Raw genomic sequence first — 12,513 nt, 5'->3', positions numbered from 1 at the left:
CATTTTGAACCAGCATGTTGAACAGGTTTTTCCAATATACACCTGTACTTTCCATCGCTACTGTTTCGATAGAGCATTTTTTTAACCACAAAACAATTTCCATCAGATCACAAGTGAAGGCACCGAAGGTACGCACACTTTCCATGTCCCGGCCCGGTGGAACTGCTACTGCATGGATCGTGTCGCCTATATCTATCCCGGCGGCATTAGGATTAATTAAGGCCATTTCAATAAATTTTGAAGTGCCCGCAAGATTGACTTTTTCCATTTTGTTTGTAACTTTAAATGTGAAAAGCTCTCTGCCAGATTACTTCGATGAGATTACTCTACTATAAGAACTCCTACGTTCAATTTGAAACTCAAAAAATAATCCGAACCAAACTTTGCGATGAATTCAAATTCATTACAGTAACGGTTTTGCTGCAGAGAGCTTTCATAAAGTTATTAATCACGAAACAAAAATCCTTATTGGGTAACTTTGCGGGAAATCTTAAAATTGAACTTCAAAATCGGTATAAATCAAGAAAACTTTTCTTTATCCCCTAAAACCATAACAATATCAATAAATCATGCTCCGCAGAAACTTTGTTAAATCATCTCTTGGAATAGCCGGTGCTGCCATTGCAGCGAATGACGCTTTTGCAACTCCAACTTCGAATATGGCAAAAAATACCTTCAAACTTAAATACGCATCACACTTTGGCATGTTTCAAAACAGTGCTGGAAAAGACGTGATTGATCAGCTTAAATTTATGGCTGATCAGGGTTTTATGGCTTTGGAGGATAACGGCATGATGGGCCGTCCGGTTGAAGAACAGGAAAAAATAGCCAAGGAAATGACTCGTTTGGGTATGGAAATGGGTGTTTTTGTTGTAGATAAAGGTGGAAACGGGGCAAATACATTAGCATCAAACAAAAAAGAACATATTGATATTTTCCTTGCCGGGTGTAAAAAAGCAGTGGAAACAGCAAAACGTGTGAATGCAAAATGGATGACGGTTGTGCCGGGAGATTTCGACCGCAGTATTCCAATTGGTGTACAAACTGGAAATGTCATTGACGCGTTGCGCAGAGGTGCTGAAATTCTGGAACCAAACGGTTTGGTAATGGTTTTGGAGCCACTGAGTGATACGCCAAATTTGTTTTTACGTACTTCCGATCAGACGTATGAAATCTGTCGTGGTGTAAACAGCAAGTCTTGTAAAATCCTGTATGATATTTACCACATGCAGAAAAACGAAGGGCGTGTAATCCACAATATTGAAGCAACGTGGAATGAAATTGATTATTTCCAGATAGGCGACGAACCAGGTAGAAACGAACCAACTACAGGAGAAATTAACTATAAAAATATTTTCAAATACATTTATACCCGCAGCAAAAAAGAAGGAAGAAATTTCATCCTGGGTATGGAGCACGGAAATTCTCAAAAAGGAAAAGAGGGAGAAGCAACGTTAATAAAAGCTTACGTAGACAGCGATAACTTTACAATCTGAGCAGCTTTTAGCGATTAGGAAATTAGCTTTGGGCGACCTTTATAGCTACAAGTCCCTATTAGTCAGTCAATTGCAGAAATAATTAACCCCGAATAGGTCAAAATTTGACATTATTCGGGGTTTTGTTTATCTTAAGGTTACGAAGCTTTAATATAAACGGATGCAAAATACTCTATTTTCCTCGGATTCTTATTACTCGTCTAAATGGTATATTTTCAAGAATATTGAACTTGGCCGCGTCCATGACTGTATCGATTGGAATAGTTTGGTTGAGCTGCTCCCAAAAAAGAAGACATTGAGAGGAGCACCATCCTGGTTGCCTTCCAAGGGGTTCTTTGGAATGATGTTTTTGAAGCATTACACAGGCTTGAGTGATCAAAAACTTCTGGATCGATTTAATACGGATTGGGCGATGCAGTTATTTTGTGGCGTTTTGTTGGCTGAAAATGAATCAATTAAAGACAATTCCTTTGTGTCGAAGATAAGAAGCTATCTTGGCCATCATGTCGATATGCAGGCGGTGCAAAACGTGTTAATCTCTGCCTGGAAAAAAGAAATTCCTGATAAAAATGTGCTTCTGATGGATGCTACCTGCTATGAAGTACACATGCGTTTTCCTACCGATACCAAGATCTTGTGGGAAGCCTGTCAATGGATCTGGGAAAAGCAAATTCCAGCTCTTTGCCAACTTCATGGCATTCGTCAACCACGTTCCAAATACAAGGAGCAAAAGAAGAAAACAAATGTATATAGCAAGCAAAGGAAGAAGTCTTACAGGAAAACAAAGAGCAGAAGGAGTGCTTTATTAAAATTGCTATTGAAAGGCATTGATGCATATCAAAAACTACTTAATCAAGTAAAAGCGAGTGGATTAACAGGCAAGGATGCCGCCACTTTCAAGACTATTAAAATGGTTTATCAGCAGCAGTATCATCATTTTCGTTATCCAAAAGTTAAAATAAAAGAGAGAATTGTCAGTATATATAAGCCTTATATTCGACCTATTGTTCGGGGTAAAGAGAACAAGTCTGTTGAGTTTGGAGTTAAAGTCCATAAAATACAAGTAGGTGGGATCAGTATTCTGGAACATGTTAGCTACAAAGCTTTTAACGAATGCAAAAGGCTTAAAATAAGCACATTGAAGCATAAAAATCTATTTGGTTCATGCTCTCATTTGGCGGGGGATGCCATCTACGCCACGAACGAAAATCGAAAATTTACGACCAAGGAGGAAATCACTACAAATTTTGTAAGGAAAGGTAGAGGAAAAGATGATAAACCCACTAAGCAAATCAAGGCACTGCTCAATAAAGAACGATCCACGCGTCTAGAAGGCAGCTTTGGAAATGAAAAGGAACAATACTTGCTTCGAAAAATTAAGGCTCGAAAGCCTGAAACAGAAATGGTTTGGCTATTTTTTGGAGTACTGACAGCCAACTGTGTATTAATAGCGAAACGCCGACGAAGGCAACAAGAACTCAAAAGAGCAGCCTAGCTTTATCTTACAAATCCAAACCTTCACACTCTTCAAATTTGCAAGAGAAGGGAAGGCTAAGTTCGATTAAAGACTCTTTTTCAATAAACGCAAGAATAGCCGACGAAAAGTTGAATTATTCCAAGTTTTCGTCGGCTATGAAGAAAATTTAGCATCTAAATTCGAGGTTCTTTCTGATGAAATGTCGCTATTGATCGAATTTTCAAGGTAGGCCTAGCTTTTAGCTCCAATAAAGTATAAAAATGGCCAGTAGATTGATTCTATTGGCCATTTTTTTGCTAACAGCTAACAGCTAACAGCTAACAGCTAACAGCTAACAGCTAACAGCTAACAGCTAACAGCTATTAAAGAACTACAACTGAATTTTCTTCTGCATTTACACCCGCAGAAACATATTTATCAGCTTCCCAGTCATTTTCCCAGATTTCGTTATCTAAAAGGTAACGGAATTGGTATTCTTTACCAGGAATCAAGTCAAGGCTAGCCTTGAACGAACCATCTTTCTGTTTTTTCAATGCAATAGCTTCTTCCGGATTCCATCCGTTAAACTCGCCTACAAGTGCAACTGTTTCAGATTTTTCAACGGCTTCAGCAGGCAAGGTAAACGTTACTTTCACAACGGGCTTGCTTTTCAAATACTGTTTCGTTAATGCCATAATCGGTAGTGTTTTTTTGGTTGATGGGACAAATATACAATCAAAAATTATACAAATAAATGACTGTCAGCATAATAAATTTTTTCTTTCTTTGAATAGTTATATGATTTTATTTGAAAAAGGGCTTTCAGTGCAATTTTTAGCGGCTTTTTACTAAAATTTAAATCTTATTATTAAGTTCATTTTTTTTCGGAAAACTTATTTGAATGTAGGATTATTCTTAGAAGACTTGACTTTATTGTCACGAAAAATGCTACATAACAGTTTAGTGTCACGTAGCATTTCTTTGAATCAAATTAATAAAAACAATCTACTGTGACCATTCCGTAGGTTCACGATCCCAACGGTGTTTTTTTATTTTTTCAAGCTCATTTTCCGATAGTCTTTGTCCATCACTAGTAGCAATATTGGATTTTACATGAGATAGTTTTCTCATTCCCGGGATGGTCGTATGAACATCTTCGTTTTCAAGAATAAATCGTAAAGCAGCTTCCGGCATAGACATATTTTCAGGCAGATCCGGGCGAAGTGCTTCGGCGTGATCAACGCTGGTATTCAGGTTTTCAGGCACAAAATACGTAGAGCGCCAGTCGTCTGCCGGGAAAGTGGTTTCTTTTGTAAAATGTCCTGACAACGTGCCTTCGTCTAACGGAACACGTGAAATAACGCCAATATCCAGTTTTTTACAAAGTGGGAAAAGTTTATCCTCCGGCGCCTGATCAAAAATATTATAGATAACCTGCACCGCATCAATCAAACCTGTCTCTAATGTTTGTAATGCATTATTAGGTTCCCAGCGATTTACACTGATTCCCCAACGCTCCACTTTTCCTTCTTTTGTAAGTTTCTGAATTGCTTCTTTCCATTCATCTTCATGTGCCCAGGCATCTTCCCAGACATGGAATTGCAATAGATCGATCGATTCAACACCAAGATTTTTTAAACTTTTCTCAGCATATTCAACGATATAATCGGCCGGAAAAACGTCCTTCAAAAGAAATGAAGGTTTTGAAGGCCACTGACGATTTTTAGGCGGAATTTTTGTTGCTGCATATAATTTTTTATCAGGATTGCGGCGGATCAGATCTCCCAGAATCATCTCACTTTTGCCTTCGGCATAACCCCAGGCTGTATCAAAAAAGTTACATCCGGATTCCACTGCAAGATCCAGTGAATCCTGAATTTCCTTAACATCGGAGCCAGTCCAGCCGGCAAGTCCCCACATTCCATAACCTATCTCGCTGATCTTCCAGTCACTACGTCCAAAACGGCGGTATTGCATTTTCGTTAAAGTTTAGTTGTTTTTTGTTTAAAGGAATTTATAGTACAATTTTAATGCTATTGAAATACATTTGTTTTAATTTATTACATTTAGAAGATACTGCGTTTGTTATTAAAAGAAATGTTATTTAGCGGGAGAGCATTGTTGGAGGGTACCATGAAACGATTGGTTGGCTTATTATTGATTTTGGGAATGGCAGGGTGGAATACACAAACGTTGCCCAAAGAGAATATGTTATCCTATTGCAGTGCGTTTCGGCAAATACAGGAAGACATAAGAGATTGCGCCATTACACCGGATTCGGCAGCACGGGCATGGCAGGAAAATATTAGAAATATAAGGGCCACTTTTCATAACGGGGACACGTGCCGCATGGGTGATTCGACCTATTTCGTCTTTCCAATCAAAGGTTATACACCTGAGAAATCAATTGGAGGCAGAGGAATGGGTTACCGGGCGGATGGTTTTGATCTTTTTGACATGGATGTAAAAGGAAGTCACCCGGCGCATGATCTTTTTGTTTACGATAAAAATCAGGACAATCTGGATGACAGAACCTGGAAACCGGTTGAGGTTTTGGCATTTACTTCCGGTGTAGTTGTGGCAGTGGAAAATAACTGGAAGTACGACAGTGATTTGCGCGGCGGAAACTGGATTTGGATTTATGATCCATGCCTCGACGGATTATTTTACTATGCTCATAATAACGTTTTATTTGTAGAACCCGGACAATGGGTAAATGCCGGAGATAAAATTTCTGAAATGGGGAGAAGCGGTTTTAATGCATTCAAAAGACGCTCGCCCACACATTTACACTTAATGTTCTTGAAATTAAATAGTGAAGCCTTACCTTATCCAGGTGATACTTACGACTGGTTAATGAGTTCGATAGTAAAAAAATAGCCCTGTGTATGGAATGTTAGGAAAAGAAGGGCCAGGTTTTGTAAATTGAAAAATATTTGTAATATTTTATAAATCACTCCCTTAACTATTCCTAATTTTTCATAACTATGAACAACCGCCGATCTTTTATCAAAAAAAGTGCTGCCCTGAGCCTGGGTGCCTTTGGAGCTAATAGTCTTTTTAACGAATTGCATGCTGCTGATTTTCAGTCTGCTGATAAATTTTGGAAAGATGATATAGGCAATAATGAAGATTATTGGGCGGTTATTCAGGAAGCGTATTCAGCAAGCAAAAGTGATATTATTATCCTGAACAATGGCGGCGTTTCCCCTTCTCCGTTGGTGGTTCAGGAAGCGTTGGAGAAATATAACAGACAAGCTGCACAAGGCCCTTCGTATTACATGTGGCGGATTATGGATAAAGGGCGCGAGCCTTTACGTCAGCGCCTGGCTGCACTAGGCGGTTGTGATCCGGAGGAAGTTGCGATCAACCGAAATGCCACAGAGGCTTTGAATACCGTGATTTTTGGTTTGCCTTTGCAAAAAGGAGACGAGGTAATCGGGATGAAATTTGATTATCCAAACATGATGAATGCATGGCGTCAGCGCCAGCTTCGGGATGGAATTGTTTACAAACAATTGTCTTTTGAATTCCCCATTGAAAATGATGCGATGATTGTCAAAGCTTATGAGGATGCCATCACACCAAATACAAAAATAATCCATCTTACACATGTCGTTAACTGGGTTGGACAAATTATGCCCGTTAAGAAAATTTGTCAGATGGCGCACAAAAAAGGCGTTGAGGTGATTGTTGATGGTGCGCATTCTTTTGGTTTACTTGATTTCAAAATTGCAGATCTTGAATGCGATTATTTTGGTACCAGTCTGCACAAATTTTTGAGTGCGCCCGTGGGAAGCGGAATGATGTGGGTGAAAAAAGATAAAATCGCGAAAATATGGCCGCTTGTTTGTAATCATGAGCCTACGAGTGCCGATATCCGAAAATTTGAAACATTGGGAACCAGAAGTTTTTGTATTGAACAAGCGATCGGGGAAGCCATTAATTTCCAGGAAGCAATTGGTACGAAACGTAAACAAGAGCGTATTCATTATCTTAAAAAATATTGGGCAGAAAAAGCACAGCAAATTCCAGGTGTGAAAATTCATACTTCTTTAAAACCTGAATATTCCTGCGCCATTGCCGGAGTCAGTGTTGACGGAATTAAGCCTGGTGAATTGGAAAGTAAACTGTTCACGGATTTCAAAATCCACACAACGCCAATTAGTTATGAATATGTAAACTGTGTACGAGTAACGCCACATGTTTATACCAAGATTAGTGATTTGGATAGGTTGGTTGGGGCTTTGGAGAAGATTTCGAAGAAAGCGTAAATCATTAAAATATTTTAAAATAATCAAAAATGCCGGTTGATCTCAGATCACCGGCATTTTACTTATGATTTTGTTAAAGATTGAGATCTAATACATCAATTCGGGATTAAGCTGTAATTCCTCTTTATCATTTACCACTTGAATTGAGAATACTTTTTTTCTGATCTCCTCATCCGTAGTTTCCCAAAGTATATCAAAAAGAATGTCTATCGCACTAAAACAACTCATGTCATTAATCCACGGAGCCATAACCTTAATGATGTAAGAAGTAGAATTATCGCCAGGATATGCCTCCTCAATAGATAAATCAGATAACGGCTTACCATAATCGGCACATTTCGCGATAAATGGTTTCAGCAGTTCTTTTAATTCTCTTCTATCCATGTCAGTATACCGTTATTTCCAGATAGTAAATTTAACAACTTTTCCACATCATTATCAAGCATATAGCCACACGGCTTATATCTCGCAGTTTCGTCCCATGCGTTAAATAATAAAGAATTAGCTTTTGCTAAGTCGTAGTTGCTTGCTTTGTCATTATCAAACTTTAATTTCAATCCGCTAAAAATTAATAGCATGAAAAGATTATGCGTTTTCAGCGTTTTCCTAATTTCTCCAATTCCTTTTATTTGATTGACGTCTTTATTGGTTTCGTCAAATAGATTGGGGATGCCAAGTTTTTCGCAAATCTTCGCTTTTAACATTAACTCTACGGAATACCCGGCAAGATAAAATGCTCCATCACACATGCCGTTGTAATAAAGAATTTTAGCCTCTTTCAGGCGTTGCTTTGCTAGGTTTCTTATTTCAAGAGGATTTGTCATCAATAAAAACGGATAGAACTAATAGCAAGTTATATTATTTTAAAATACCTAGCCGTGATAAAATGTTGATATTCAAACTTTTCATATTTACACGTTATTTATTGAAAAATGAAAAACCATTCATCTCATTTTCGTATTTCTGATAAGATCATTTAACCATTAAACCAATACTTCTTTACTTCGATTTGATAAAGGGCTACATTTGGGAATAAGCCTTAGTTAAAAAACCAAATCGACTATGACCAAACTACGTAAAGGTTCTTTCATCAAAAGAGCCAAAGATATAACACTGAGTAGCGCATTGACTCTGGCGATTTTGTCAGGAACTTCCATGCTAAGCAGCTGTTCGTCAAATGACGATGAATCGGATTACAGTTATGAAGAAACTACTTATTCCAAGGGAATCCGTTCGCATATTAAAGAAATAAAACCAGGCGAATTTAAAATTACAGACGAGGAAAGTGTTGGTGCGGATAAATCCCTTGCCATTGTAACTTACCTGGACGGACATACCGATTCTCTAAGCACAACAGCCGCCAAAGCGTTGATCGATAAAGATATACAAAACAACCAGTCCTATGTCGGCCATCACAGCGGACTTTCCAGTATGCTTCTTTATGGAGGAATGGGATATATGCTGGGAAGAAATAATAGTAACAGTTATATGAATACGTACCGGGACCAAAACAATTCCAGAGGAAGTGTTTACAGCAGTCCGGGCGTTTTTAGTAAATCGCAAAGTGCAGTAAATGATGTTACCGCATCGCGATCTACAAGAGTGGTTACTACGCGTCCTTCCGGTGGAAGAAGTGGATTTTTTGGCCGTTCATCAGGAAGAAGCGGAGGTTGATTTCAGTTTTTGAAAAAAATCTGAAAACCTAATCTTGCTAATAATATGATAAAATTAAAGTCTCTCCCAAAAACTCCTGAAAGTGCGCTTCAAAAATTAGGCTGGAACTGGATGCTGGGTACGGATACAACGCCTTATCTGGTAAAAGATGTTGTCGTAGTTAATGAAGATATCGCTACCCAATACTACGAAGCCGCCGCAACACTTTATGATATGTTTGTTGAAGCAGGTCAGTATGCTATTGATAATCAGCTTTTTGATGAAATGGGGATTTCTCCTAATCTGGTTGAGCTTGTAAAACTTTCATGGGAAGAAGACCGGAATGTACATCTTTACGGTCGTTTTGATCTTGCAGGAGGTTTTGACGGGCAACCCGTAAAATTGATAGAGTTTAATGCTGATACTGCTACTTGTCTGCCAGAAAGTGCAGTGGTGCAATGGGCGCATTTGCGGACAAATAATGAGGACGATTCTCATCAGTTCAATACTTTGTATGAAACACTTGTCAAACAGTTCCAGTACATAAAACTAGTCAATTCTGACCTGACCGCGTCTATACTTTTCTCAACCATGCGTGGTTTTCCGGAAGACGATACGAATGTGAATATTTTGTCGGAAGCAGCCAAAGAGGCCGGTTTTGATGTTGACTTTGCATACATCGAAGAAGTTGAATTTTCGAAAGAAGGTGTTTTTAAACAGGATAGCTCGGGCTCGGGAAATTTCGTTCGTTATGATTTTTGGTTTAAACTTGTTCCCTGGGAATATATAGGAGGAGATGAACCAGAACTGACGGTTTTATTGACAGAAATTGCTAAAAATCGGTTGGCTGTAATTCTTAATCCAGCTTATACCTTACTGTTTCAATCAAAATATATTCTTAAAATTTTGTGGGATTTATTTCCATATCATCCGCTTTTGCTGCAAACGGAGCGATATGTTATTCCACATAAAAAATCGGTTAGTAAAGTTCTTTTTGGAAGAGAAGGAGCCAATGTTTCGATCATTGAAAGGGGAGGGGAAGTGCTTGAAAAAGTGGATGGAGACTATGATGGACAGAAAAGGATTTATCAGGAATATGTAGAGTTCCCGAAGGATGAAGAGGGGTTTTCTTATCAGGCAGGCGTGTTTTATGCGGGAGAGCCTTGCGCCTTAGGTTTTCGGCGCGGCGGAAAAATACTTGATAATACCGCTCAGTTTGTAGGACATATCGTTGAGTAACTGGCTCTGATTTTATTATGAAGATTGCTTTTTCTGTTTTATCCGTGTTTTCGCTGGTTCTTGCTTTTGACTTAAAATCTTCTGCACAGGAAAAAGAACAGCCCATTATTTTTAAAATTGATACAGGAAATAGGGCGCAGGTTATTGAAAATTTTGGAGCTGCCGGTTGCTGGTTTTCAGAAGGAATTGGAAAATATTGGCCGGAACAGAAAAAGGAACAAATTGCCGAATGGCTTTTTAGCAAATCTTTTGACGACAAGGGTAATCCCAAAGGTATAGGACTTTCTGCATGGCGGTTTAACGTAGGCGGAGGAACAGCGGAGCAAGGCGATAGTAGCGGAATCAAGGATTTTCGGAAAAGGGTGGAATCATTTCAAAATCCGGATGGCAGCTATGACTGGAATAAACAAGCTGGCTATGTATGGTTTGTCAAAAAAGCAAAACAGTATGGAGTCGAAAACCTGATCGCATTTTCAAACACGCCTCCGGTACAATTCACTCAAAATGGCCGCGGTTTCAAAACAGAAAAAGACTATAAATCAAATCTAAAACCGGATCAATACGGTGCATATGCCGGTTTTCTGGCGGACGTGATCAAACATTTTGATACAGAAAATTTACATTTTAATTACATCAGTCCTGTCAACGAGCCGCAATGGGATTGGTCGAATAAACCCGGACAGGCAAGTCAGGAAGGAACTTCGTGGCAGAATGAAGAAATCTATAAAGTGACTATTGCTTTGGACAGTGCTTTAACTGCACAAAAACTTTCTTCCAAAATCATGCTTGTGGAAGCCGGAATGTTAAATTATTTATACGCAGGTTCAGGAAATGCCAACCGTCAGATTCAGAATTTTTTTGGAAAAGATAGCAAGCTGAAAGTGAGAAATCTGAAAAATATGTCTGATTTCATTGGCGGGCATAGCTATTTTACGGAAAATGGAGATAGCAGTTTGGTGCAAATCAGAAAAAATGTCGCGGATACTGCAAGGAAATATGATGTAAAATTTTGGCAAACTGAATATTCCATGTTAGCCGATGGATTTCGGGAAGGAACAAAAGGAAAACGTTCAGCGATCGATTGTGCACTGTTTCTTGCCAAAGTTATTCACAATGATCTGGTTGTAGGAAATGCTTCTGCCTGGCAATTATGGAATTCTTACGAACCAGGAAGCCCGGATTTTGACACGCGTTATTTTCTGATTGCTTTAAAACCAAATGAAAAACACACAGACGGAGACTATTTTCAAACCAAAGGTTTGTGGTCATTTGGCAATTTTAGTCTCTTTATTCGTCCCGGGATGCAAAGATTAATTGTTGACCGAAGTGATAAAATAACCGATTTGGAAGCTGCACAAAATGTAATGTTTTCAGCTTACGTGGGTGACAAAGGTAAAGTTGTCGCTGTTGCAATTAATTATTCAACATCAGAAAAACACATAAAGCTTGACCTTGTCAATGCGATTAAATCCTCAAATTTGACAAAATATATTACCAGTGCTCTGGAAGGCGATAATCTTAAATCTTATCCTGTTCAAAAAATAAAAGATGAGGTAATTTTGCCCGCGCGGTCGGTGGTTACGATGGTCGTCGAGTGAAATGTGTAGTTTGGAATCTTATCAAACCAATTTTAAATGCTGATTTTCCAATGTTATACTAAAATATATATTCGCATTTAATGCTTTGAAAACTTTTAAAATAGTATCAATAGTGGCACTATTGACACTACTTTCCAACTTTGAAATCTGAGCTTTTTGAACCCCAACAAGTTGCCCAAGTTGCTCTTGTGTTAAATTTCGTTCCTTGCGGGCAACTTTAATCATTTGTCCCAAAACATCCATTCTTAGTTCGTATTCATAGTCTTCTCTTTCTGATGTTCCTGCTTTACCGATGTATTTATCCTTCATCTCGGCAAGCGAATACGATTTCATTTCATTGTCTGCCATAACGTTATTTTTTAAGTTTACTTTCAAAGTATTTTGTTCTGATTTTAATTGCTCTTTGAATTTCGCCTGTAGGCATTTTATCCACTTTTTTGATCAAACCGTGCGTGGCAAAAACTAATGTTGTCGCTTCATTTGTTTTATCCCAAAATGCTAAAAGCCGGATCTGTTGGCCTTCGAATCGTGTCCGGAATTCCCAAATATCACCTTGTAACTTTTTAAAAAGTCTGGGGTCATTGGTTTGTTGAGCAAGGTCAATATTGTAAAATATTTTTCGAACTGCCTTTCTATTAAGGCTGGCCAGAAAATGATCTGCTTCTTCAAGGAATCGTGTGTGAAAGTATTGCAAATTGTTATTAGCAAAAAGTAATAAGTTTCTAAATTTAGAAACTTATTGTTACATTTCAAATAAGTATTCCAAATTTGAATTCGATTTATCAACCCCCATTCCC

13 protein-coding genes and 1 pseudogene are annotated in these 12,513 nt (G+C 38.4%); 7 read left to right on the top strand and 7 right to left on the bottom strand.

The window, feature by feature from the left end; all coding sequences use genetic code 11:
* Nucleotides 1-226: pseudogene (locus tag FZF08_RS03855) on the bottom strand (IS110 family transposase); the annotation flags it as partial.
* A 343-nt stretch (nucleotides 227-569) separates the two neighbouring features.
* On the opposite strand from FZF08_RS03855, the gene FZF08_RS03850 reads away from it, so the two are divergent.
* Nucleotides 570-1,496 carry a hydroxypyruvate isomerase family protein gene (locus tag FZF08_RS03850; RefSeq protein WP_159467273.1) on the top strand — a complete coding sequence of 309 codons (927 nt, stop codon included), beginning with the start codon at nucleotides 570-572 and terminating at the stop codon, nucleotides 1,494-1,496.
* A 160-nt stretch (nucleotides 1,497-1,656) separates the two neighbouring features.
* Nucleotides 1,657-2,991 carry a transposase gene (locus tag FZF08_RS03845; protein ID WP_159467272.1) on the top strand — a complete coding sequence of 445 codons (1,335 nt, stop codon included), beginning with the start codon at nucleotides 1,657-1,659 and terminating at the stop codon, nucleotides 2,989-2,991.
* A 344-nt stretch (nucleotides 2,992-3,335) separates the two neighbouring features.
* Here FZF08_RS03845 and FZF08_RS03840 read toward each other — a convergent pair whose 3' ends face one another.
* Nucleotides 3,336-3,647, bottom strand: coding sequence for an isoamylase early set domain-containing protein (locus tag FZF08_RS03840; protein WP_159467271.1), 312 nt, complete (start codon nucleotides 3,645-3,647; stop codon nucleotides 3,336-3,338).
* Between the two features lie 310 nt (nucleotides 3,648-3,957).
* Nucleotides 3,958-4,929, bottom strand: coding sequence for an aldo/keto reductase (locus tag FZF08_RS03835; RefSeq protein ID WP_159467270.1), 972 nt, complete (start codon nucleotides 4,927-4,929; stop codon nucleotides 3,958-3,960).
* 120 nt (nucleotides 4,930-5,049) lie between these two features.
* Here FZF08_RS03835 and FZF08_RS03830 point away from each other — a divergent pair, with 120 nt between their 5' ends.
* On the top strand, nucleotides 5,050-5,832 hold the full coding sequence (locus FZF08_RS03830) for a M23 family metallopeptidase (protein ID WP_229216402.1): 783 nt from the start codon (nucleotides 5,050-5,052) through the stop codon (nucleotides 5,830-5,832).
* Nucleotides 5,833-5,939: 107 nt separating this feature from the next.
* On the top strand, nucleotides 5,940-7,226 hold the full coding sequence (locus tag FZF08_RS03825; protein WP_159467269.1) for an aminotransferase class V-fold PLP-dependent enzyme: 1,287 nt from the start codon (nucleotides 5,940-5,942) through the stop codon (nucleotides 7,224-7,226).
* Nucleotides 7,227-7,313: 87 nt separating this feature from the next.
* Here FZF08_RS03825 and FZF08_RS03820 read toward each other — a convergent pair whose 3' ends face one another.
* Nucleotides 7,314-7,610 carry a hypothetical protein gene (locus tag FZF08_RS03820; protein WP_159467268.1) on the bottom strand — a complete coding sequence of 99 codons (297 nt, stop codon included), beginning with the start codon at nucleotides 7,608-7,610 and terminating at the stop codon, nucleotides 7,314-7,316.
* The gene (locus FZF08_RS03815) at nucleotides 7,592-8,050 is read right to left on the bottom strand and encodes a HEPN domain-containing protein (protein WP_159467267.1); all 459 of its coding nucleotides are present in this window, start codon (nucleotides 8,048-8,050) and stop codon (nucleotides 7,592-7,594) included. The genes FZF08_RS03820 and FZF08_RS03815 overlap by 19 nt, the downstream gene beginning before the upstream one ends.
* 238 nt (nucleotides 8,051-8,288) lie before the next feature.
* Between FZF08_RS03815 and FZF08_RS03810 the strand changes: the two genes are divergently transcribed.
* Genes FZF08_RS03810 through FZF08_RS03800 form a run of 3 tightly spaced genes read left to right on the top strand, consistent with a single transcriptional unit; the run spans nucleotide 8,289 to nucleotide 11,716 of the window.
* A complete protein-coding gene (locus FZF08_RS03810; RefSeq protein ID WP_159467266.1) occupies nucleotides 8,289-8,900 on the top strand; it encodes a hypothetical protein in 612 nt (203 codons plus the stop codon).
* Between the two features lie 45 nt (nucleotides 8,901-8,945).
* Complete coding sequence (locus FZF08_RS03805; RefSeq protein WP_159467265.1) at nucleotides 8,946-10,118, top strand: glutathionylspermidine synthase family protein; 1,173 nt, start codon at nucleotides 8,946-8,948, stop codon at nucleotides 10,116-10,118.
* Between the two features lie 17 nt (nucleotides 10,119-10,135).
* Nucleotides 10,136-11,716, top strand: a complete 1,581-nt coding sequence (locus tag FZF08_RS03800) for a glycoside hydrolase (protein WP_159467264.1) — start codon at nucleotides 10,136-10,138, stop codon at nucleotides 11,714-11,716.
* 21 nt (nucleotides 11,717-11,737) lie between these two features.
* On the opposite strand, the gene FZF08_RS03795 is transcribed toward FZF08_RS03800, so the two are convergent.
* The gene (locus FZF08_RS03795) at nucleotides 11,738-12,064 is read right to left on the bottom strand and encodes a helix-turn-helix transcriptional regulator (protein ID WP_159467263.1); all 327 of its coding nucleotides are present in this window, start codon (nucleotides 12,062-12,064) and stop codon (nucleotides 11,738-11,740) included.
* Nucleotides 12,065-12,068: 4 nt separating this feature from the next.
* Nucleotides 12,069-12,410: a type II toxin-antitoxin system RelE/ParE family toxin gene (locus FZF08_RS03790; protein ID WP_159467262.1), complete on the bottom strand. Its 342-nt coding sequence runs from the start codon at nucleotides 12,408-12,410 to the stop codon at nucleotides 12,069-12,071.
* Nucleotides 12,411-12,513: the final 103 nt, after the last annotated feature.

It is taken from the genome of Dyadobacter sp. 3J3 (assembly GCF_009801115.1).
In the GTDB taxonomy this organism is placed as follows: Bacteria; Bacteroidota; Bacteroidia; order Cytophagales; family Spirosomataceae; genus Dyadobacter.
Note: the sequence above shows the minus strand (reverse complement) of the source record. Positions and strands in the feature narration are given on the sequence as shown.